The sequence below is a fragment of the Streptomyces sp. NPDC001292 genome, from assembly GCF_042896465.1.
Taxonomy (GTDB): domain Bacteria; phylum Actinomycetota; class Actinomycetes; order Streptomycetales; family Streptomycetaceae; genus Streptomyces.
Map to the genome: position 1 here is coordinate 1 of NZ_JBIAXG010000066.1, position 21234 is coordinate 21234.

Here is a 21234-nt window from a genome sequence, read left to right on the forward strand (position 1 = left end):
AACATATCTGGCGTTGACTTTTGGCACGCTGTTGAGTTCTCAAGGAACGGACGCTTCCTTCGTACTCACCCTCTCGGGCTTTCCTCCGGGCGCTTTCCCTTCGGTGTTTCCGACTCTATCAGATCTTTTTCCGATCCGATTTCCTCGGTGCTTTCCAGGTTTCCGCTTCCGCGTTTCCCTTTCCGGCGGTTCCGACTTTACCAGAACTTTTGAGCCGGTCCGACCGGCTCTCGTTTCCGATTCATCGGGAGAGGCTTCTTCATGATCGATGTCGTCGACATGTACGAAGCAGATAGATGCTCAGTGTCACCCTCGTGGACCAGGTCCATCTCCGGGCAACTGTTTGAATCTACCTCCCCACCCGACCCGTGTCAACGGCCCCGGTGCGGCGAAGAGGAGAGTAGCAGCTCGGCGGGCCCAAACGCACGTCAGGCGGCGGTCGGCACGGTCGCGCTTCGCTCGATCGGCGCTACGTCGCCTGTGCCGCCGGCCCGTGCCGCTCGACCGCCGAGGGCGTAGACGTAGGCCAGGAAGGCCAGCTCGGCGACGATCCCGATGCCTATGCGGGCCCAAGTCGGCAGGCCCGACGGCGTGACGAAGCCTTCGATGGCGCCGGAGACGAAGAGGACGAGGGCCAGGCCGATCGCCATGCCCAGCGCGGCTCGGCCTTCTTCGGCGAGAGCGGCGCGGCGGGTGCGGGGACCGGGATCGATGACCGTCCAGCCGAGGCGCAGCCCCGTACCCGCGGCGACGAAGACCGCCGTCAGTTCGAGCAGACCGTGCGGGAGGACGAGTCCGAGGAAGGTGTCGAGCCGGCCGGCCGAGGACATCAGGCCGATGCCCACGCCGAGGTTGAGCATGTTCTGGAACAGGATCCACAGGACCGGCAGTCCCAGGAAGACGCCCAGGACCAGGCACATCGCGGCGGCCTGGGCGTTGTTCGTCCAGACCTGGGCGGCGAAGGCGGCAGCGGGGTGGCTGGAGTAGTAGGTCTCGTACTCACCCCCGGGGCGGGTGAGCTGCCGTAGCTCGCTGGGGGCCGCGATCGCGGCCTGTACCTCGGGATGCGTACCGATCCACCATCCCAGGAGCGCCGCGACGACGGTGGACAGGAGCGCGGTGGGAACCCACCAGTGGCGGGCCCGGTAGACCGCCGCGGGGAAGCCCTCCAGCAGGAAGCGGGTGACGTCCCGCCACGAGGCGCGGCGGGCCCCCGTCACGGCACTGCGCGCGCTTGCCACGAGCTGGCTGAGCCGGCCCGTCAGCTGCGGATCGGGTGCACTGGACTGGATCAGGGAAAGGTGAGTGGCGGTGCGCTGGTAGAGGGCGACGAGTTCGTCGGCCTCCGCGCCGGTGAGCCGGCGTCGACGGTGGAGCAGGGTGTCGAGGCGGTCCCATTCCGCTCGGTGGGCGGAGACGAAGACGTCCAGGTCCATCGTGCTGCCTGCTCCTCGGCTGGTTGTTCGACAACTCGTCGGCTGTGTCAGCTTGGCCTACCGCGGCGCGGTCGCCCTCAGCTTGGCAGACTGGCCGTTCTCGGGGCAGGCCAGGGGAAGGACAACGGGCGTGAGTGAGCTGGTGACGGGTGAGGCCGTGGCACTGGAGGTGCGCCCGGCGAGGCTGCCCAGCAGGGCACTGGCGGTGCTGCTCGACCTCGCCGTGACGGTGATGGTCTACATCGTCGTGTCCTTGGCCCTCCTGGCGTCCACGGCTTCCCTGGACGAGGCCGCGCGGATCGCGGTTTCGATCGCGACGTTCCTGCTCGTGCTGGTCGGGGGGCCGATAGCCGTGGAGACGCTCAGCCACGGGCGGTCGCTCGGGAAGCTGGCATGCGGGCTGCGGGTGGTCCGGGACGACGGCGGGCCGATCCGGTTCCGGCACGCGCTCGTGCGTGGGGCCATCGGTGTGGTCGAGATTCTGCTGACGGTCGGGGTCGTCGCCTGCATCGCTTCGCTGGTGTCGGCGCGGGGCCGTCGGCTGGGTGACGTGTTCGCGGGCACCCTGGTCGTACGGGAGCGGGTGCCGTCCGGGCAGGCGACCGCCGTGCCTCCGCCGCCGCCCTGGCTGGCGGGGCGTTTCTCGGCGCTCGATCTGTCGGCGGTTCCCGACGGACTGTGGCTGGCGGTCCGGCAGTACCTGACGCGGATGCAGCACCTGGAACCGCAGGTCGCCTGGAGCATGGCCGAACGGCTCGCCGCCGATCTCGCCGCCCGCACCGGCACTCCGGCACCGCGCGACGTTCCGCCGGCCATGTATCTGGCGGCGGTGTTGCAGGAGCGGCAGGCGCGTGAGGCCCAGCGCGCGTACGGCGGCTCCGCGGCCGGTGCGTCCGCCGGAGGGGGCGGCGTCCCGGTCGCCGCGACCGGTGCGGCGCCCGGTGCTCCCGGCTTCCCGCCGCCGCAACTGCCGGCCTACGGCGCGCCCCAGCCGCCTGCGTACGGCGTCGGCGAGCACTCGGGGACTCCCGCATCCGCCGCTGTGGCTTCACCCGCCGTGCCTCAGGACACCCCGTCCCAGGGCGTCCCGTCCCCAGACCTCCCGTCGCAGCACGCGGGCGGCGAGGACACTTCGCGGACCGAGCGTCCCGGCACCGGGTTCGTGCCGCCGGCCTGACGCGTCGGCCAGTCCCGCTGCCCGATCTCCCCCGCACCCCTTCGCCCTCCCTCTACCTCCCTCGACCCGCAGGCTCAGGCGTCGAAGACCGACGGGGGCGACTGGAGGTCCTCGAGCTCGATGCCGGGGGCCGCCAGAACCACGTCCCCGGCGATGTGCACGGTGTGCTGCTCGCCCGTGTCCAGGGCTGTGACCTGGTATTCGTCCACGGTCAGCGGGCCGTTGTCAGTGGCGTGTGCTTCTCTTTCCACCAAAGTCCAGGACTGGTCCACGGTGCGGGGGGCGAGGACTGGATCCGTGAAGGCGACGAGGCGGACGCGGGTCGCGGAGGCAGAGGGGGTGAGACGCAGGAGACGGGCGGTGGCGACGAGGAACGCGGGGGACGTGCCGGTGAAGGCGTGGGCGCGCGCAGTGCCTTCGGTGGCGTGGATGCCGGTGGCGTCGGTGCGGACCCAGGTGACGCCGTCGAGGGCGGCACCGCGCACCTGCCAGCTTCCCGCGTGCAGTTCGAGGCGGATGGGGCGACCGAGATCGTCGAGGGCCAGGTCGACGGAGCCGTGATGAGCGCCCGAGGGGGTGGTCACCTGGGACACGTAGCGCCAGCCGGAGGGGCCGGGGGCGCACTGGAAGTGCTCTTCCGCTAGGGGGGTGTGATCGTGCGGGTCATGGAGCGAATAACGGCCGCGGGGCATGGGGGTCCTGGGGTGTGACGGGGTGGTCCGGCCATCTCGGCGCTGCGGGCAGGCGGGCGTGACGGCCGCCGGTCCGGTGAAAGGGGCAGGCCCCCGACACGGGGGTGCGGGGGCCTGCCTCGAAGGACCTGGCTGAGACGCGGGGTGCGGGTCGGTGGCGGTCAGTAGCGGTAGTGGTCCGACTTGTACGGGCCGTCGACCTCGACGCCGATGTACGCGGCCTGCTCGGGGCGCAGCTTGGTGAGCTTGACACCAAGGGCGTCCAGGTGGAGGCGGGCGACCTTCTCGTCGAGGTGCTTGGGCAGCACGTAGACGCCGGTCGGGTACTCGTCGGGCTTGGTGAACAGCTCGATCTGGGCCAGGGTCTGGTCCGCGAAGGAGTTGGACATCACGAACGACGGGTGGCCGGTGGCATTGCCCAGGTTCAGCAGGCGGCCTTCGGACAGCACGATGATCTTCTTGCCGTCCGGGAAGGTCCAGGTGTGGACCTGCGGCTTGACCTCGTCCTTGACGATGCCGGTGACCTTGGCGAGGCCGGCCATGTCGATCTCGTTGTCGAAGTGGCCGATGTTGCCGACGATGGCCTGGTGCTTCATCTTCGCCATGTCGGCGGCGAGGATGATGTCCTTGTTACCGGTGGTGGTGATGAAGATGTCGGCCGTCTCGACGACCTCGTCCAGCGTGGTGACCTGGTAGCCGTCCATCGCCGCCTGGAGGGCGCAGATCGGGTCGATCTCGGTGATGATCACGCGAGCGCCCTGGCCGCGCAGGGACTCCGCGCAGCCCTTGCCCACGTCGCCGTAGCCGCACACGACCGCGGTCTTGCCGCCGATCAGGACGTCGGTGGCGCGGTTGATCCCGTCGACCAGGGAGTGCCGGCAGCCGTACTTGTTGTCGAACTTCGACTTGGTGACGGAGTCGTTGACGTTGATCGCCGGGAACAGGAGGGTGCCCTCGCGCTGCATCTCGTACAGGCGGTGCACGCCGGTGGTGGTCTCCTCGGTGACACCCCGGATCTCGGAGGCCAGCTGGGTCCACTTCTGCGGGTTCTCGCCCAGGGTGCGGTTCAGCAGCTCCAGGATGACGCGGTGCTCGTCGGACTCGGCGGTGTCGGGCGAGGGGACCTTGCCGTCCTTCTCGTACTCGACGCCCTTGTGGACCAGCAGGGTGGCGTCACCGCCGTCGTCCAGGATCATGTTCGGGCCGCCGGTGGGGCTGTCCGGCCAGGTCAGCGCCTGCTCGGTGCACCACCAGTACTCCTGGAGGGTCTCGCCCTTCCAGGCGAAGACCGGAATGCCCTGCGGGTCGTCGGGGGTGCCGTTGGGACCGACGGCGATGGCGGCGGCCGCGTGGTCCTGCGTGGAGAAGATGTTGCAGGACGCCCAGCGGACCTGCGCGCCGAGGGCCGTCAGGGTCTCGATCAGGACGGCGGTCTGCACGGTCATGTGCAGGGAGCCGGTGATGCGGGCGCCCTTGAGCGGCTGCTTCTCGGCGTACTCCGCGCGGATCGCCATCAGGCCCGGCATCTCGTGCTCGGCGAGGGAGATCTCCTTGCGGCCGAACTCGGCCAGGGACAGGTCGGCGACCTTGAAGTCCTGTCGGTTCTCGACAGTCGTCATGGGGTGCTGCTCCTCGGGGTTGGGGCGAGGTGGGTACGGCTGACCTGCGCGGCGGCGGACACAGGGGTGCCCGAAGGTGACACAGCTATGCCCGCGTGCGCGCAGCGCAGTCCGTCGGAGGCCCTCTCTCCCTCGGCCGGCCCCTGTTCGGGCCGCCCGACCGCCATCAGCAGCGACGTCTGACTCCGTCCCAAGCTACACCGCGGAGCGCGGCGGCCCACAGTCCGCGTCCGGACACACCGGGCCGTCCGCGGGCCCCGTGGACGGCCCGGGGCCGGTCGGGGTCAGTGGCCGGTGGGGGTCAGTGGCCGGTGGGGTGCGGGGCCGGTCCGCCCGGGGTCGCCTCGCGGTCCGGGCCCTTGGCCGCCTCGGCCTCGCTGTAGATGTCCGGTTCCAGGTAGATGACGCGGGCGATGGGGACGGCGGCGCGGATGCGGTCCTCGGCTGCGTTGATGGCGGCGGCGACGTCGGCGGCCGTGTCGTCGTGCTGGACGGCGATCTTCGCGGCGATGAGCAGTTCCTCGGGGCCGAGGTGGAGCGTGCGCATGTGGATGACGCCGGTGACGGTGTCGCCGTCGACCATGGCGGTCTCGATCTGCCGGACCACGTCGGTGCCGGCGGCCTCGCCGAGCAGCAGGGACTTGGTCTCGGCGGCCAGGACGAGGGCGATCAGCACGAGCAGGGCGCCGATGCAGACCGTGCCGATGCCGTCCCAGACCCCGTCACCGGTGAGCAGGGCCAGGCCCACACCGCCGAGGGCGAGGACGAGACCGATCAGCGCGCCGAAGTCCTCCAGGAGCACGACCGGCAGTTCGGGCGCCTTGGCGCGGCGGATGAACTGCGTCCAGGACAGCTTGCCGCGCAGTGCGTCGGCCTCCTTGAGGGCCGTGCGGAAGGAGAGGCCCTCGGCGGCGATCGCGAAGACGAGGACGCCCACCGGCCAGTACCAGTGCTCCAGTTCGTGCGGGTGGCGGATCTTCTCGATGCCCTCGTAGATGGCGAACATGCCGCCGACGGAGAACAGGACGATGGAGACGAGGAAGGCGTAGACGTACCGCTCGCGGCCGTAGCCGAAGGGGTGTTGCGGGGTCGCCTCGCGCTGGGCCCGCTTTCCGCCGATCAGCAGCAGGAACTGGTTGCCGGAGTCGGCGAGGGAGTGCACGCCCTCGGCGAGCATCGACGAGGAGCCGCTGAAAGCGAACGCCACGAACTTGGCTGCCGCGATGGCGAGGTTGGCGCCGAGTGCCGCCATGATCGCCCTGGTACCGCCTGACGCGCTCATTTGTTCGTGTTGTCCCTTCGCCGTCGCATTCGGTTGCGGCCTTGGCCCGTCCTCGGCCGGTGGGTCATTGTCGCAGCCCGGTCCGGCGGCGGTACCCCGGGGCGGCGGCTGCTCGGGCCACCGCCCGCACGGTCATACGACGACCGTGGCCCGGAACAGGGTGCCGGCGCCGGACACTTCGGTCTTTTCGCCGGCCGGGACGAACACGGACTGTCCCGGGGCCAGTTCCTCTTCGCCGGCCCGGACGGAGCCGGCCGCGCAGAGCAGGATCTGCGGGGTGTCGAGGGTGAGGTCGCGGACGGCGGTGCCCTCGGACAGGACGTAGCGGGACAGGCGGAACTCGTCGACGGGGGTGTCGTAGACCTCCTCGCCGTCGAGGCCGGCCTCCGGGCACAGGATGCCGGGGTCGCGGGCCTCGAAGCGGACGATGCGCAGGAGTTCGGGGACGTCGACGTGCTTGGGGGTCAGGCCGCAGCGCAGGACGTTGTCGGAGTTGGCCATGATCTCCACGCCCAGGCCGTCGAGGTAGGCGTGCGGGATGCCGGCGCCGAGGAAGACCGCCTCACCCGGCTTGAGGCGGAAGTGGTTCAGGAGCATCGCGGCCAGCACGCCCGGGTCGCCCGGGTAGTGGCGGGCGATGCCGGCGTAGGGGGCGTGGTCGCCGCCGAGGCGGGCGCAGGCGGCCGCGGCCTCGGCGACCGTGCCGGCCATCTTCTCGCGGTCGGCGGTGAGGAGGGCGGTGAGGACCTCGCGCAGGGCGGCTTCCTCGGGGCGGGCGCGCAGCACGTCGACGTACGGCTTGAGGGAGTCGACACCGAGGGCGTCGAGCAGGTCGGCGGCCCGGCTCGGCGCGCGGAAGCCGCACAGGCCGTCGAACCCGGTGAGGGCGCAGACCAGTTCGGGCTTGTGGTTGGCGTCCTTGTAGTTGCGGTGCGGGGCGTCGGCGGGGACGCCTCGGCGCTCCTCGTCGGCGTATCCCTCCTTGGCCTGTTCCAGGTCGGGGTGGACCTGCAGGGAGAGCGGGGCGCCGGCGGCGAGGATCTTGAGCAGGAAAGGCAGGTGCGGGCCGAACTTCGCGACCGTCTTGGCGCCCAGTTCCTCCTCCGGGCCGGCCTCGATGACCTCGGCGAGGGTGCCGCGTGCGGTGCGCGAGGGTGCGCCCGGGTGGGCCCCCATCCACAGCTCCGCCTGGGGTTCGCCGCTCGGCTCGACACCCAGCAGGTGCGGGATGGCGGTGGTGGAACCCCAGGCGTAGGGGCGGATGGTGTTGTCGAGGCGGTCCATGCGCTTCTCTCTGCGGATCTCTCTGCGGTTCTGGGCTGTTCTCGGCTGGGCTCAGCTGTTCTCGGCTGTTCTCAAGGACAGATCAGGCGCCGGAGGCGAGCGCCAGGTAAACGGCGGTGAAATCCGTGACGGCGATCAGTTCCGCGAGGGTCTCGATCTCGTCGCCGGGGTCCGGCTCCAGCTCGCTGATCGGCGTGTCGTGGCTGAGGGCCAGGTCTCGGGCGGCCGGGGCGGCGGTCAGACCGCCCAGCGGGCGGTCCCGCAGCAGCACCACGCGCGCGTGCAGGGCGGGCCGCTCCTCGACGCGGTCGCGGAAGAAGTCGTCCGGATCGGCGCTGGCGGCCAGCGGACCGGCGAGCAGCGCGGTGTGCGCGGCGAGGGCTTCGGGCAGCTCGGCGACGATCGCGGGGATGCCGGACAGTTCGGCGAGCCCAGCGGCGAACCGGCGCCCCGCGGGACCTGCGGAGGGGCCCTCGGTCCAGATGACCGGCAGCGCGTCGGCGAGCTCGGCGGCGAGGGTCTTGGCCGGGTTGCTGTAGGTGACGATGGCGGGACCGCAGCGCTCGGCGATGTGGTCCAGCCGGTCGGCGACCTTCTCCAGGGCGTCGGGTGGTGCGGTGAGCAGGCCGACGCGGTCCAGGAGCGCCAGCAACGGCGTGAGCAGCGCCCACAGGACGCCCGGGGCGGATCCGGCGAGGGGTTCTTCGTGGTCGTAGGGGGCCGTGGCCATGGGGATGAACAGGCCGCGGGCGCCCTCGAGGGCCTCGGCGAGCGGGGTCCGCGCCGGGGCCACGGCGACGACCGTGCAGCCGCGCCGGTAGGCCTGCTCGGCGAGCAGGGACAGGCTCGGCTCGGTGCCGTCCGGGGTGGCGATCAGCAGCAGGTCGACCGAGCCGGCCCAGCCGGGCAGCTCCCAGCGCAGGGCACCGGCGGCGGAGGCCACGCCCGTGGGCGCCAGCCGGGTCACGGGGCTGCCGGCGCCGGCGAGCGTGCCGAGCAGGTCGGCCGCGTGGGTGGCGGCGGCGCCGGGGCCGGCGATCAGGACGGCGCGGGGGCGGCCGTCGGGCCTGAGGCCGCTCACGCCGGCCTCGGCGGCGTTCCGGGCGGCGGTCCGGACGCGGGCGCCGGCCTCGGCGGCACCGCGGAGCAGTCCGCGGCGGTCGGCCTCGGCGAGCCCCTCCGGGGCGTCGAGCAGCGATTCGTCGAGCATGAGCGGCAGCCTCCCGATCGGGCACCGAGCGCCGGGTCGTGTTCGTGCGGGCAGCGGAACCCGTCCGGGCGAGGCGGTGGGCCTCTTCCGGACGAGCCTGCGTCACGCGGGGCGGCGGGCCTCGTCGACGAGCAGGACGGGGATGCCGTCGCGGACGGGGTACGCCAGGCCGCAGTCCTGCCCGGTGCAGACCAGCTCGGCCTCCTGCTCCTTGAGGGGGGCGTGGCAGGCCGGGCAGGCGAGGATCTCCAGAAGGCCGGCTTCGAGCGGCATGGGGTTTCCCTTCGGGCGGGCGGGGTGTGCGTCGGTGCGGTCGTACGGACGTGCCTGGTCAGCGTACCGCCGGTGGAGGCGGCGTGGCGGGGTCGGCCCGGGCCCGCATGCCGGGGCGCCGCCCCCACCGGGTGGACGGCCCCTCAGCCCCGGATGATCGCCAGGGCCTCGTCCCGCACCTTGGCCATCGTCGCCTCGTCGCGGGCCTCGGCGTTCAGCCGCAGCAGCGGTTCGGTGTTGGACGCGCGGACGTTGAACCACCAGTCGGCGGCGGTGACGGTGAGGCCGTCGAGTTCGTCGAGGGTGACGTCCGCGCGGCCGGTGTAGGCCGACCTGATGGCGGCGAGGCGGGCCGCCTGGTCGTCGACGGTGGAGTTGATCTCGCCGGAGCCGGCGTAGCGGTCGTACTGGGCGACGAGGTCCGACAGGGGGGCGTCCTGGCCGCCGAGGGCCGCGAGGACGTGCAGGGCGGCCAGCATGCCGGTGTCGGCGTTCCAGAAGTCCTTGAAGTAGTAGTGCGCGGAGTGCTCGCCGCCGAAGATCGCGCCGGTCCTCGCCATCTCGGCCTTGATGAAGGAGTGGCCCACGCGGGTGCGGGCCGGCGTGCCGCCGTTCTCCTCGACGACCTCCGGGACCGACCAGGAGGTGATGAGGTTGTGGATGATCACGCCCTTGCCGCCATTCTTGGCCAGCTCGCGGGCGGCGACCAGCGCGGTGATCGCGGACGGGGAGACCGGCTCGCCGCGCTCGTCGACCACGAAGCAGCGGTCGGCGTCGCCGTCGAAGGCGATGCCGAGGTCGGCGTCCTCCGCGCGGACCCGCTTCTGCAGGTCGACGATGTTGGCCGGGTCCAGGGGGTTGGCCTCGTGGTTGGGGAAGGTGCCGTCCAGTTGGAAGTACATCGGGACCAGGTCGACGGGCAGGCCCTCGAAGACCGTCGGGACGGTGTGGCCGCCCATGCCGTTGCCGGCGTCGACGACGACCTTCAGGGGGCGCAGTGAGTCCAGGTCGACGAGGGAGCGCAGGTACGCCGCGTAGTCGTGCAGCGTGTCGCGCCGGCTGATCGTCCCCTGCCGGGCGGCCGGCTCCGGGGCGCCCGAGGCGAGCCAGCGCTCGACCAGTTCGCGGATCTCCGCCAGCCCGGAGTCCTGGCCGACGGGGGCCGCGCCCGCCCGGCACATCTTGATGCCGTTGTACCTGGCTGGGTTGTGCGAGGCCGTGAACATCGCGCCGGGCAGGTCCAGGGCGCCGGAGGCGTAGTACAGCTGGTCCGTGGAGCACAGCCCGATCTCGGTGACGTCGGCGCCGTGGCGTGCCGCGCCGCGGGCGAAGGCCCGGGCCAGGCCGGGCGAGGAGGGCCGCATGTCGTGGCCGGTCACGAGGGCGTCGGCGCCGGTCACCTGGGCGAAGGCGGCCCCGAAGAGTTCGGCCAGCGACTCGTCCCATTGGTCCGGGACCACCCCGCGTACGTCGTACGCCTTCACGATCTGCGACAGATCAGCAGCCACGGCCAGCCCTTCTGAGGTCCTATCGGTCACCACAAACTACCGTCGGCATGCGAACAGAAGGCAGCAGAGGCGAGGGGCGCGGGTGACGGAAGGAGTTCGCGGCCGTCCGGAGTCAGTTGTCGGGCGAGCGGAGCACGCGCAGGTGGCCGCGGCGAGCGACCTCCATCGGGTCCGCGGTACGCGCGCCGCCACCGGCCTCGGCCGCCCGTTCCTGGGGCCTGGCCGCTTCGCGCACGGCGTTGGCAAGCGCTTCCAGATCGTCACCGCTGGGTCGTGCGGGAGCCGAGCCGTCGAGGAGCCGGACGACCTCCCAGCCGCGGGGCGCGGTGAGGCGCTCGGAGTGTTCGGCGCACAGGTCGTAGCAGTGGGGTTCGGCGTAGGTGGCGAGCGGGCCGAGGACGGCGGTCGAGTCGGCGTAGACGTACGTCAGCGTCGCTACGGCGGGACGGCCGCAAGCGGTGCGCGAACAGCGACGTACAAGGCTCACGACGTTGGACGGTACCGCACTCTTGAGCGGGCCGCGACGACTCTCCACCAGCTCACTCCACCGTGTCGCGACACGAAACGCCCCAGACACACCTTCTGTCACACTTCGCTGACCTGCGCGGACGCCTACCGCCGGGATCTCGAACAAGCCGGATCCGGTCACAGCCAGGTACAAAATCAGTCAATTACCTTGATATCGACGGTCCTGGAGAGATATGGAATCGAGCCCGAGCTTGGCTGAAATGCTCACCGGGATACAGGCCGTGACATGCCGTCCGCCGCGGCCCCGGCGCCGTGTCCGGGATGACGCGCGGGACCGGGCGCACCGGGACGCCGGGGACTACCCTTCACCAGTGATGGACAACCGTGTACCGCCCCGTGCCGCCGGCCCCGGGCCCCGACGACGTGATCGCCACGGCCGGGGCATGCGCGGCCCGATCGCCCCGCCGCAGGTGCCGCTCGCCGCGAGCCGTGCCGAGGCGTTCGCGGATCTGGTGCAGGACTCCGTGGACCGTCTGGAGCGACGCTGGCCGCAACTGGCCGACATCGACTTCTTCGTGGTGGAGGTGCCGCGGCTGGACGGGCCGGGGCAGACGTGGAGCGACGAGGCGGTGCCGCTCGGGGGCACGGTCGCTTCGCGTGAGGGGCGACGCGCGCGCGTGGTCGTCTACCGGCGGCCGGTGGAGATCCGCACCAAGGGCCGCGACGAGCGGGCCGCCCTGGTGCACGAGATCGTCGTCGAGCAGGTGGCCGAGCTGCTGGGGCTGACCCCGGAAACGGTCGACCCCCGGTACGGCGAGGACTGACCGCCCCGGTACGGCGCGGACGCCCCGACCCGCCGCCGGGGCGTCCTCGGCCGCCCTGCTCACTTCTGCAGCACCGACAGGTCCTGCTCCGCGTGCGGCACGGCCACCGTCCCCCGGTCGTCCGGCAGCGTCTGGATCGTGAAGCCGGGGTTGCTCTCCCGCGACGCCGTGAGGATGCGCGCCCCGTAGACCGGGCCGCCGGAGACCCTCTCCACCGTGAGCGCGTACGTCCCCTTCAGACCGGAGGGCACCGGCGGGGCGATGTCCTGGGTCGTGCCCTCCTTGATCGTGTAGGTCTTCGAGACGGCCGTGCCGCCGCCGCTGCCCGCCGACGCGGTGACCTTGACCTGTGCGGTGGCGGTGGGAGCCGTCAGCGACAGCGTCGAGCCCTTGGCGCTGTTGTCGGGCGAGGTCGCCCGGGTCACGACCGGGCCGGTCGCCGGGATGAACGCCGTCTCCTGCCGGTCGCCCTTGCCCCTGAGGACCCGCAGCGCCGCGACCACGGGCACCGACCGCGAGGTCGGGGTCAGCACCAGCGACCCCGCCTCCTCGCGTGTGATCTCGCCCAGGTCGACGGCGGTCGTCATCCCGCCCTTGAGGTGGACCGTCTCGTGCCCCGCGGGTGTGATCAGCCCGGACGGGGAGGCGAGGCGCACCTTCAGGTCGGCGTCGGAGTCGGCGGGCGTGAAGGCGACCAGCCGTACGTCCGTGGCGTCCTTGGGGATGCCCGGGAGCACCAGGCTGCCCGCCGGGTCCGCGGACGCCGCCAGCCAGTCCCCGCCCAGACTGTCGTCGAGGGCCTGCGTCGCCGCCCCGACCCGGCCGCTGCGCACGCTCACGTGCACGGTGAGGTCCTGCTGCGGGGAGTCGGCGAGCGTGGACAGCAGGATCGGCTCGCTGGAGTGCGGCGGGACGGTGATGCCCTCGCCGGCGGCCGACTTCACGGCGCCTTCCGTGCCGTAGAGCCTGATGTCGACGACGGCCGGGGAGTCGTCCGGGTTGGTCAGGTGGATGTAGTCGGACCGGGCGGCGGCCGTGCTCGCGCCGGGGAACCAGAACTGGGTGTCCGGCGCGGTGCAGGTCACGCCCAGCACACCGCGGCCTGCGCCCACGGCGACCTCGGTGGTCTGCTGCACCGTCCAGCCGGGCGCGAACTTGCCCTCGGCCGTGCCGATCAGCGCGGGCGCGTCCCCGCCCGAGGTGTCGCCGGTGACGGGTGTGCCGGGCTCCTTGGGTTCCAGGACGGACTTGGCGGTCTTGTTCTTTCCCCCAACGTCCTTGGTCTTGTCCGTGGCGCCGCCCTTGGCCGTGTCCGTCCCGTCGCCCGTGTCCGACTGCTCGGTGGCGGGCAGGAGCTGGGCCTTGCCCGTGCCGCCGGTGCCCGTGGTCACGGGGGTGATGGACGTGTACGCGGTGTCGGCTATGTCGGAGCTGCTCGGCGTCGGGCAGACCAGCGTCGTGCGCTCGACCGGCAGTTGCGCGGCCGCTGTTGTGGTGCCGGCGCCGGCGGCGTCCGGAGTGTCCAGCGCGGCGAATCCGGTGACGGCGGCGAGCGCGGTCACGCCGGCGATCAGGGACAGGGTCGTGCGGTTCACTGCTGGCTCCCGTCGGGGCGCTCATTGCCGTTGCCGTGCGGGTGGTGCTGAGCCGGGTCGTACGGCTCCTCGTATCCCTGCTGGTACGTCTGGTCGTAGGGCGCCGCCGGGGTCTGGCCGCCGTAGCCGTACGGGTCGTACTGGCCGCCCTGGTACGGGTCGGCCTGGTACATCTGGTCGTAGCCGCCCGCCGGGTACTGCTGGGGCTGGGCGCCCTGGTACTGGCCGTCGCCGTAGGCGCCGTACTCGGTCGCGGCTCCCGCGTAGGCGGTGGTGTCCCACTCGCCGTAGGACTGCTGGTGCGGGACGGCGGCGGGCGCCTCGTCCGGGGCGGGGGGCGGCACGGTGCCCGCTTCCGGCGCGAACTCCTGCTGTCCGAGCTCCCCCTGCACGAACCCCTCGTGTCCGGCCTCGTCCTGGCCGGCCTCGTCGGCCTCGGCCTGGGCCCGCAGCCTGCGGGCCCGGCGGCCCTCGCCGGCGACGGCCTGGGCGGGAACGAGCTCCTCCTCGGGCAGGTCGTCGTCGACGTCGCGGCGCCGGCCGGGCAGGGCGAGCACGACGAGGACGACGGCGAGGGCGCCCTGGGCCCACAGCCAGGCCGTGTGGCCGAACGGGTCCTCGAATGCGACGTCCAGCTTGCCGCCGGAGGCGGGGAGCTGGAAGCCCTGGGCCCAGCCGTCGACGGTGGTGCGGGTGAGCGGCCTGCCGTCCAAGGTGGCCGTCCAGCCCGCGTCGGCGGATTCGGCCAGGCGCAGCACGCGGCCGTCGGCCCCGGACGGGATCGTGGTGTGGATCTCGACGGGTCCGGCGGCGACGGGCTGGGCGGTACCGGAGCCCTCGGCGGGCACAATGGCGGCGCGCGCGACCTCCTGGTTCACCCGCCACAGGGCGCTGCCGTCCTGCTGGCTGAGCCGGGTCAGGCCGGGGGTGGCGTCCAGCACGCGACTGACGTCGCGGGGCGCGCCCTTGTGGACCAGGACGTAGCGCACGGCGAAACCGCCGAGCTGGCCTGCCTGGTCCGCGCCGGAGCCGGCGACCAGGTTGGCGACGACCTTGTCCAGTTGCCTGTTCCCGCCGTTCACCGCGGCGAGTTCGGCGTCGCCCATGCGGGCGCCGGAGCCGCGTACGAGCATGTAGCCGACGTGGGCGGGCGAGTCGCTGTCGAGGACCAGGGTGCGGGCCTGGTCTCGGGTGCCGCTCTCCTCGGCGACGAACGCGGGCACCTGCACGGGGTCGCGCCGCTCCACCGGACCGTCGGCGCCGCGGATCATCCAGCCGGCGGCGACGAGCAGGGGCCCGGCGGCCGAGGCGAAGGCGATCAGCGCGGCGACCGGCTGGCGCCAGCCGAAGCTCTGCTCGGCCACGCGCGCGCGTGCCCCGTCGGCGCCGAGCACGGCGGCGACGAGGAGGGCGATGCCGTAGACGAGGGTGGCCGGCCCGGCCCAGGTGGAGCCGTTGGACAGCACGGCGAAGACGAGCGCCACCAGGGCGACCGCCCAGGCCGTCCAGATCGCGAACTGGCGCTCGGAGCGCAGCAGGGCGGCCAGCGCGGCCAGGACGATGCCGATGAGCATCAGCCCGTGCACCGTGCCGGGGCCGCCCGGGCCGGCGCCGAGCAGGTCGAGCGCGGAGGCGGCCGAGGAGCCGTACTCCAGGCCGGCCTCGTGGAAGAAGCCGAACGGCAGCAGCGACAGCGACCAGGGCGCCAGCACCAGCAGCGGGGTGCCCAACTGGGCCAGGAAGCGCAGCCCGTGGGCCACGATGTCGTCACGGCGCACGACCAGCACGCCGAGTCCGAGCAGAAGCGCGATGGGCCACACGATCGGCGTGAACGCGGTGGTGACGGTCAGCAGCAGGGCGTACGCCCAGGTGGCGCGCCAACTGCCGCGGGTGCCGGGGCCTTTGGCCAGGCCGCCGGCCGCGACGCCCGCGCGGGCGATCAGCGGCAGCAGTACGGCCAGCACGGCGGTGCCGATGCGGCCGCCGGCCAGCGCGCCGGTGGTGGCGGGCAGGAAGGCGTAGGCGACGGCGGCCCAGGCGCGCAGCAGGCGGGAGGGGACCAGCGGGCGTGAGGCGAAGTACGCCGTGAATCCCGCCAGCGGCACCGAGCCGACCAGCAGGACGGTGACCGCGAGGCCGGTCGAGCCGAGCAGTAGGGAGGCGAGCATCGCGACCATCGCCAGGTACGGCGGCGCGGACGGGGTGCCGCCCGCGCCCACCGGGTGCCAGGAGTCGAGGTAGCGCGACCACAGTTCGGAGGAGTCGGCGGGCGCGGGCAGCAGGGCGCCGCCCGCGAGCGCGCCGCCGCCGAGCAGACCGCGGCAGGCGGCCAGGGAGACGAACAGCAGCACGAGGAAGAGCACCGGGCCGGGTTTGCGGGCGATGCGCTTGAGGCGGGCGAACTGCTCGATCTCCAGGTAGTCGGCGTCGTCGCCGCCGGGCCCGGACTCGATCACGCCGCCGTGCCGGCCGGCCGAGGACGCCTCGGCGTCGGAGCCGCCCACGAGGTTGCCGGCGACCTGTTCCACCGTGGCGCGGATGGTGGCGCCCGGCGGCGGGAGCAGCGCCCGCAGCTCGCCCTTGTCGATCTGCGGCTTGCCGCGTCTGCCACGGCCCGCGATGATCCGCTCGGGCCGCAGCAGGACGCCCATCAGGCCGCGGATCTCGTCGACGGCCTGCCCCGGCACCTTGCCGACGAGGTAGGCGACGGTCCGCAGCAGGGTGCCCAGGACCAGACGCAGCAGCACCCAGGGCAGCGCTGCCGTACGGGTGTTGACGAGCAGGGTGTAGACGGCGCCGGCCTTGTCGACCTTGTGCGGGGAGGCGGCGGTGCGGCCGACGCAGTCGACGTCGCGGCGCTCGCGGGAGGCCGCCTCGGCGTGCCGTACGACGGCGTCGGGGGCGACCAGGACGCGGTGGCCGGCGGAGTGGGCACGCCAGCACAGGTCGACGTCGTCGCGCATCAGGGGGAGCCGCCGGTCGAACCCGCCCAGTTCCTCGAAGACGTCACGCCGGATCAGCATTCCGGCGGTGGACACCGACAGCACGGACCGTACGCTGTCGTGCTGGCCCTGGTCCTGCTCCCGCCGGTCGAGGCCGGTCCAACGTCGACCGGAGTTGGCGATGCTGACGCCCACTTCGAGGAGTTGCCTGCGGTCGTACCAGCCGCGCAGCTTGGGGCCGACGACGGCCACGTCGTCGCGGCCGAGTTCGTGCTCGTTGTCCACGACGCGCAGCAGCTGCGCCAGGGCGTCGGGCTCGGGAGCGCAGTCGTCGTGCAACAGCCACAGCCACTGCACCGGCTCCCCGTAGGGCAGTTCGGGCAGGTCGTAGGTGTCGTCGCGCCAGGCGCGCGTGACGGGGTCCCAGCTGCTGGGGCGCTTGAGGTACGGCAGGTCGTCCGGGGTGAGGACCGGGGCGCTGTGGACGGCCTCGCCGACGGCCTGTCCGAATCCGGTGCGCCGGGCGAGGTGCAGTACGCGGTCGGCGCCGAGGGCGTCGGTGACCACCTGGGCGGACTCGTCCGCGCTGCCGGTGTCGGCGGCCACGGCGTACTGGACGGGGCGCTCCTGGCCGAGCAGGCCGGCGAGCGCGTCGGGCAGCCAGCGGGCTCCGTCGTGGGAGACGAGCACGGCGGTGACGACGTGGCGCGGGTACTCCGGCGTGCCGGTCTGGTCGGACACCGTCGCGCACGCGGCGTCGGGCGCTGGGGCAGCGCCGTCGTAGTGGGCTGCCGTATGGCTGTGCACGGACATCGAGATACGGGCCCCGGTTCGGTGGACTGCGGTGGACGCCTGTGCCCGGTGGGGGCAGGGGGCGTGTCGGACGAGCGACCACACTATCGGCTGGCCAACAGGGCGGCCCGCCGCCTGTGGACAACCCACCTGCGACGGGCCGTTCGTGACGTTTTTCCGGGGGATGTGAGCGGAGCCTGCGGTGGTACGGCGGTCAGACGGCCGCCTTCTTCAGCCGGCGGCGCTCACGCTCGGACAGGCCGCCCCAGATGCCGAAGCGCTCGTCGTTGGCGAGGGCGTACTCGAGGCACTCGGAGCGGACCTCGCAGGCGAGGCAGACCTTCTTGGCCTCGCGGGTGGAGCCGCCCTTCTCCGGGAAGAAGGACTCGGGGTCGGTCTGGGCGCACAGCGCGCGCTCCTGCCAGCCGAGTTCCTCGTCCGCGTCGTCGACCAGCAGTTGCTGCACCAGCTCGGTCATGTGCGCCCCTCGTCTGTCTTTCGCGTCCCCGTGATGCAGCCGTTACCTGCCGGCTGAACGACACGAGTGAAATTACAAGTGTGCTGCTCCGGGCGAGTCAAGCCGAGATCTGCTATTGAGCCCCTTATTCACTCTGCGGAACCAAGGCCATGCGGAAAGTGTTCAAATCGGCATAAACCCTGACACCCGACCGAGGCCCCGAAGGTCTCGCGCCCCACACGGAGCCCACACAGGGAAGGACGCCCCGGACTTCGATCTCGTTCCGACACGCGCACCGAAGCGACCTGGATCACGGTCTGATCACGGGATCGCAACGGGGCTTGCGCGCCCGGCATGGACGCCATGTGTCCCGGTAGCCCCAGGGGCAAACCTTTCATCTGCGAGATGAACCGGATGAGGTGAAACATGTCCCACATTCCGGGCGTCAAGTTGACAGTGGGGGTGTGAGCCGCTCTCCTAGAGGGCATGCTCGCGAACTCGGCACTCACCCCGACCCGCACCGCCGGGTCCCGCGGTGCTGCCCACGTTCGCTGCAGCTGTCGCTGTTGCGGCTGTTGAGCCCCACGCGCGTCACGCGTGCTCCAGCCGCCGTCCGGGCCTTTGCGGCCGGGCCCCCGTTCCCTCTGACCTTCTTTCACCGAGGAAACCACCCCACCGTCATGAACAGCGACAGCGACCTCCAGATCGCCGGCGACATCCTCGACGTCCCGCACCTGCTCCAGGCTCCCTGCGAACACCCCTCCACCGTGGCCGAGTTCGTCGGCCTGGCCCGCTCCATCGCCGCCGACCGCGCCCAGTGGGCGCACCTCGTCCGCTACGACGCGACGACGCGCTGGTACCACCGGCTGCGCACTGGCCCGGGCTACGAGGTGTGGCTGCTGTCCTGGGTGCCCGGGCAGGGCAGCGGACCGCACGATCACGGCCCCTCGTCCGGCGTGCTCACGGTCCTGGACGGCGAACTGACCGAGCGCACCGAGCGGGCCACACGCGCGCTGGGCGCAGGCGCGCAGCGCGTGTTCGCACCCGGGTACGCGCACGAGGTCGTGAATGACACGCTGGAGCCGGCGGTCAGCCTGCACGTGTACTTCCCGGGTCTGACCGAGATGCCCATGCACCCCTGGCCCTCGGCCGTGGAGGCCCACACCGCCGCCCAGTGCGCGGGGGCCTTCCCCGACCCGGCGGGCGCGGCCGGCGCCTGAGCCGCCCGGCGGGGGACGTGCCCGCCCTGCGCCCGACCGCGACCGTGTCGCCGTACCCGCCGGCGCCCCCTCTCCGCCCACCCCTCGTCCACAGGCCCGCCACGAGTCGGCCCGGTGGCTGACACACTGTTTCCATGCGGATTGTGGTTCTGGCAGGCGGCATCGGTGGTGCCCGGTTCCTGCGCGGTCTGAAGCGGGCCGTGCCGGAGGCGGACGTCACGGTCATTGGCAACACCGGCGACGACATCCACCTCTTCGGGCTGAAGATCTGCCCGGACCTGGACACGGTGATGTACACGCTCGGCGGCGGCATCGACGAGGAGCAGGGCTGGGGCCGGGCCGAGGAGACCTTCCATCTCAAGGAGGAGCTCGCGGCGTACGGCGTAGGACCGGACTGGTTCGGCCTGGGCGACCGCGACTTCGCCACGCACATCGTGCGCACTCAGATGATCGGCGCCGGGTATCCGCTCAGCGCGGTGACCGAGGCGTTGTGCGACCGGTGGAAGCCGGGGGTGCGGCTGATCCCGATGACCGACGACCGGGTGGAGACGCATGTCGCGGTCACGCTGCCCGACAGCGGGGCCACCCCGGGCTCCGGTGAGCGCAAGGCCGTCCACTTCCAGGAGTACTGGGTGCGGCTGCGGGCCTCGGTGCCGGCCGAGGCGGTGGTCCCGGTCGGCGCGGAACAGGCCAAGCCGGCGCCCGGCGTGCTGGAGGCCATCGCCCAGGCCGACGTGATCCTCTTCCCGCCCTCCAACCCCGTAGTCTCCATCGGCACCATCCTCGCGGTGCCCGGCATCCGGGAGGCCATCGCCGACGCCGGGGTGCCGGTGATCGGCCTGTCCCCCATCGTCGGGGACGCGCCTGTGCGCGGCATGGCCGACAAGGTCCTCGCCGCGGTCGGCGTGGAGTCCACGGCCGCGGCGGTGGCCGAACACTACGGCTCGGGGCTGCTGGACGGCTGGCTCGTCGACACGGTCGACGAGGCCTCGATCGAGCGGGTCGAGGCCGCGGGCATCCTGTGCAGGGCGGTGCCGCTGATGATGACCGACGTCGACGCCGCCGCCCGGATGGCGGACGAGGCACTCGCGCTGGCCGAGGAGGTGCGCGGGGCATGAGCGGCACGACGGAGGAGTCACCGGCCGCCGCCCCGGAGTTCCGGGTCTGGGCCGTGCCCGGGCTGCCCGAGGTCGCGCAGGGCGACGACCTGGCCAAGCTGATCGCCGACGCGGAGCCCGGACTGGTCGACGGGGATGTGCTGCTCGTCACCTCGAAGATCGTCTCCAAGGCCGAGGGGCGGCTGGTCCGGGCGGCCGACCGGGAGGCCGCGATCGACGCCGAGACCGTACGGGTCGTGGCCCGGCGCGGACCGCTGCGGATCGTGCAGAACCGGCAGGGGCACGTCATGGCGGCGGCCGGAGTCGACGCGTCCAACACCCCTTCCGGCACGGTCCTGTTGCTGCCGGAGGATCCGGACGCGTCCGCGCGCGCGATCCGGGACGGGCTGCGCGACGCCCTCGGCGTCACCGTCGGAGTGCTGGTCACCGACACCTTCGGGCGGCCCTGGCGCACGGGACTGACCGACGTCGCCATCGGCGCCGCGGGCGTACGCGTGCTGGACGATCTACGCGGCGGCACGGACACGTACGGCAACCCGCTGAGCGCCACCGTCGTCGCCACCGCCGACGAAATCGCCGCCGCGGGCGACCTGGTCAAGGGCAAGGCCGCCGGGCTGCCCGTCGCCGTGGTGCGCGGGCTGCGGCACGTGGTGGCCGAGGAGGACGGGGAAGGAGCGCGGGCCATGGTGCGCGACGCGCGCGACGACATGTTCCGGCTGGGGACCTCCGAGGCCGTACGGGAGGCGGTGACCCAGCGGCGTACCGTGCGGTCCTTCACCGACGAGCCCGTCGACCCCGGCGCGGTACGGCGGGCGGTGGCCGCGGCGGTGACCGCGCCCGCGCCGCACCACACCACGCCGTGGCGGTTCGTGCTCCTGGAGTCCGCGCAGTCGCGCACCCGGCTGCTCGACGCGATGCGGGAGGCCTGGATCGCGGACCTGCGGCGGGACGGAAAGAGCGAGGAGTCGATCGCCCGGCGGATCCGGCGCGGGGACGTGCTGCGCAACGCGCCGTACCTCGTGGTGCCGTGTCTCGTCATGGACGGCTCGCACGAGTACGGCGACGAGCGACGGGACGGCGCGGAGCGGGAGATGTTCGTGGTGGCCGCCGGGGCCGGGGTGCAGAACTTCCTGGTCGCGCTGGCCGGGGAGCGGCTCGGCTCGGCGTGGGTGTCCTCCACGATGTTCTGCCGGGACGTGGTGCGCGAGGTGCTGCGGCTGTCCGCCGACTGGGATCCGATGGGAGCGGTCGCCGTCGGGCACCCGGCGGAGCCGCCGAGGCCGCGGCCGGAGCGGGACGCGGGGGCGTTCGTCGTCTCCCTTTGACCGCATAGGCTC

The 21234-nt window shown here is 72.5% G+C and carries 18 protein-coding genes; 6 read left to right on the top strand and 12 right to left on the bottom strand.

The genetic code is table 11. The annotated features are described in order from the left end of the window. Nucleotides 1-265, top strand: a 265-nt coding sequence (locus ACFY4A_RS38705; RefSeq protein ID WP_390834013.1) for a hypothetical protein, incomplete at its 5' end; no start/stop codon positions are given. A 163-nt stretch (nucleotides 266-428) separates the two neighbouring features. On the opposite strand, the gene ACFY4A_RS38710 is transcribed toward ACFY4A_RS38705, so the two are convergent. Continuing rightward, complete coding sequence (locus ACFY4A_RS38710) at nucleotides 429-1436, bottom strand: stage II sporulation protein M (RefSeq protein WP_390834014.1); 1008 nt, start codon at nucleotides 1434-1436, stop codon at nucleotides 429-431. A gap of 130 nt (nucleotides 1437-1566) precedes the next feature. On the opposite strand from ACFY4A_RS38710, the gene ACFY4A_RS38715 reads away from it, so the two are divergent. Next, nucleotides 1567-2613: an RDD family protein gene (locus ACFY4A_RS38715; protein ID WP_390834015.1), complete on the top strand. Its 1047-nt coding sequence runs from the start codon at nucleotides 1567-1569 to the stop codon at nucleotides 2611-2613. 74 nt (nucleotides 2614-2687) lie between these two features. Here ACFY4A_RS38715 and ACFY4A_RS38720 read toward each other — a convergent pair whose 3' ends face one another. The 8 genes from ACFY4A_RS38720 to ACFY4A_RS38755 form a co-directional block, all read right to left on the bottom strand. Further along, nucleotides 2688-3305, bottom strand: a complete 618-nt coding sequence (locus ACFY4A_RS38720; protein ID WP_390834016.1) for a hypothetical protein — start codon at nucleotides 3303-3305, stop codon at nucleotides 2688-2690. A 161-nt stretch (nucleotides 3306-3466) separates the two neighbouring features. Further along, nucleotides 3467-4924, bottom strand: a complete 1458-nt coding sequence (ahcY, locus tag ACFY4A_RS38725) for an adenosylhomocysteinase (protein WP_390834017.1) — start codon at nucleotides 4922-4924, stop codon at nucleotides 3467-3469. Between the two features lie 301 nt (nucleotides 4925-5225). Then, nucleotides 5226-6206 carry a cation diffusion facilitator family transporter gene (locus tag ACFY4A_RS38730; protein ID WP_390834018.1) on the bottom strand — a complete coding sequence of 327 codons (981 nt, stop codon included), beginning with the start codon at nucleotides 6204-6206 and terminating at the stop codon, nucleotides 5226-5228. Nucleotides 6207-6338: 132 nt separating this feature from the next. Beyond that, complete coding sequence (gene manA, locus ACFY4A_RS38735) at nucleotides 6339-7490, bottom strand: mannose-6-phosphate isomerase, class I (RefSeq protein ID WP_390834019.1); 1152 nt, start codon at nucleotides 7488-7490, stop codon at nucleotides 6339-6341. 82 nt (nucleotides 7491-7572) lie between these two features. Continuing rightward, nucleotides 7573-8700 carry an SIS domain-containing protein gene (locus ACFY4A_RS38740; protein ID WP_390834020.1) on the bottom strand — a complete coding sequence of 376 codons (1128 nt, stop codon included), beginning with the start codon at nucleotides 8698-8700 and terminating at the stop codon, nucleotides 7573-7575. 102 nt (nucleotides 8701-8802) lie between these two features. Then, on the bottom strand, nucleotides 8803-8973 hold the full coding sequence (locus ACFY4A_RS38745) for a Trm112 family protein (protein WP_100570979.1): 171 nt from the start codon (nucleotides 8971-8973) through the stop codon (nucleotides 8803-8805). Between the two features lie 143 nt (nucleotides 8974-9116). Then, nucleotides 9117-10481 carry a phosphomannomutase/phosphoglucomutase gene (locus tag ACFY4A_RS38750; RefSeq protein WP_390834021.1) on the bottom strand — a complete coding sequence of 455 codons (1365 nt, stop codon included), beginning with the start codon at nucleotides 10479-10481 and terminating at the stop codon, nucleotides 9117-9119. Nucleotides 10482-10593: 112 nt separating this feature from the next. Then, a complete protein-coding gene (locus ACFY4A_RS38755; RefSeq protein WP_100570981.1) occupies nucleotides 10594-11016 on the bottom strand; it encodes a DUF3499 domain-containing protein in 423 nt (140 codons plus the stop codon). A 307-nt stretch (nucleotides 11017-11323) separates the two neighbouring features. On the opposite strand from ACFY4A_RS38755, the gene ACFY4A_RS38760 reads away from it, so the two are divergent. After that, entirely contained in the window at nucleotides 11324-11773 is a 450-nt protein-coding gene (locus tag ACFY4A_RS38760; protein ID WP_390834038.1) for a metallopeptidase family protein, read from the top strand. Between the two features lie 59 nt (nucleotides 11774-11832). Here the strand turns inward: ACFY4A_RS38760 and ACFY4A_RS38765 are convergent, their stop codons facing one another. The 3 genes from ACFY4A_RS38765 to ACFY4A_RS38775 form a co-directional block, all read right to left on the bottom strand. Then, nucleotides 11833-13368, bottom strand: coding sequence for a DUF5719 family protein (locus ACFY4A_RS38765; protein ID WP_390834022.1), 1536 nt, complete (start codon nucleotides 13366-13368; stop codon nucleotides 11833-11835). Beyond that, nucleotides 13365-17123, bottom strand: a complete 3759-nt coding sequence (locus ACFY4A_RS38770; RefSeq protein ID WP_390834023.1) for a glycosyltransferase — start codon at nucleotides 17121-17123, stop codon at nucleotides 13365-13367. Before ACFY4A_RS38770 ends, ACFY4A_RS38765 begins: the two co-directional genes overlap by 4 nt. 193 nt (nucleotides 17124-17316) lie before the next feature. After that, nucleotides 17317-17580: a WhiB family transcriptional regulator gene (locus ACFY4A_RS38775; protein ID WP_003975777.1), complete on the bottom strand. Its 264-nt coding sequence runs from the start codon at nucleotides 17578-17580 to the stop codon at nucleotides 17317-17319. 659 nt (nucleotides 17581-18239) lie between these two features. On the opposite strand from ACFY4A_RS38775, the gene ACFY4A_RS38780 reads away from it, so the two are divergent. The 3 genes from ACFY4A_RS38780 to ACFY4A_RS38790 all read left to right on the top strand — a co-directional run bounded on the left by ACFY4A_RS38780 (nucleotide 18240) and on the right by ACFY4A_RS38790 (nucleotide 21222). Continuing rightward, complete coding sequence (locus ACFY4A_RS38780) at nucleotides 18240-18779, top strand: cysteine dioxygenase (RefSeq protein ID WP_390834024.1); 540 nt, start codon at nucleotides 18240-18242, stop codon at nucleotides 18777-18779. Between the two features lie 134 nt (nucleotides 18780-18913). Further along, nucleotides 18914-19897: a 2-phospho-L-lactate transferase gene (gene cofD, locus ACFY4A_RS38785; RefSeq protein ID WP_390834025.1), complete on the top strand. Its 984-nt coding sequence runs from the start codon at nucleotides 18914-18916 to the stop codon at nucleotides 19895-19897. Next, nucleotides 19894-21222: a coenzyme F420-0:L-glutamate ligase gene (locus ACFY4A_RS38790; RefSeq protein ID WP_390834026.1), complete on the top strand. Its 1329-nt coding sequence runs from the start codon at nucleotides 19894-19896 to the stop codon at nucleotides 21220-21222. Before cofD ends, ACFY4A_RS38790 begins: the two co-directional genes overlap by 4 nt. The last annotated feature ends 12 nt before the right edge of the window (nucleotides 21223-21234 follow it).

Coding starts and splice junctions, on each gene's coding strand:
- ACFY4A_RS38790 (WP_390834026.1), top strand. CDS start 19,894: ATGAGCGGCACGACGGAGGAGTCACCGGCCGCCGCCCCGGAGTTCCGG.
- ACFY4A_RS38745 (WP_100570979.1), bottom strand. CDS start 8,973: ATGCCGCTCGAAGCCGGCCTTCTGGAGATCCTCGCCTGCCCGGCCTGC.
- cofD (WP_390834025.1), top strand. CDS start 18,914: ATGCGGATTGTGGTTCTGGCAGGCGGCATCGGTGGTGCCCGGTTCCTG.
- ACFY4A_RS38720 (WP_390834016.1), bottom strand. CDS start 3,305: ATGCCCCGCGGCCGTTATTCGCTCCATGACCCGCACGATCACACCCCC.
- ACFY4A_RS38775 (WP_003975777.1), bottom strand. CDS start 17,580: ATGACCGAGCTGGTGCAGCAACTGCTGGTCGACGACGCGGACGAGGAA.
- ACFY4A_RS38740 (WP_390834020.1), bottom strand. CDS start 8,700: ATGCTCGACGAATCGCTGCTCGACGCCCCGGAGGGGCTCGCCGAGGCC.
- ACFY4A_RS38770 (WP_390834023.1), bottom strand. CDS start 17,123: ATGTCCGTGCACAGCCATACGGCAGCCCACTACGACGGCGCTGCCCCA.
- ACFY4A_RS38710 (WP_390834014.1), bottom strand. CDS start 1,436: ATGGACCTGGACGTCTTCGTCTCCGCCCACCGAGCGGAATGGGACCGC.
- ACFY4A_RS38780 (WP_390834024.1), top strand. CDS start 18,240: ATGAACAGCGACAGCGACCTCCAGATCGCCGGCGACATCCTCGACGTC.
- ACFY4A_RS38730 (WP_390834018.1), bottom strand. CDS start 6,206: ATGAGCGCGTCAGGCGGTACCAGGGCGATCATGGCGGCACTCGGCGCC.
- manA (WP_390834019.1), bottom strand. CDS start 7,490: ATGGACCGCCTCGACAACACCATCCGCCCCTACGCCTGGGGTTCCACC.
- ahcY (WP_390834017.1), bottom strand. CDS start 4,924: ATGACGACTGTCGAGAACCGACAGGACTTCAAGGTCGCCGACCTGTCC.
- ACFY4A_RS38760 (WP_390834038.1), top strand. CDS start 11,324: ATGGACAACCGTGTACCGCCCCGTGCCGCCGGCCCCGGGCCCCGACGA.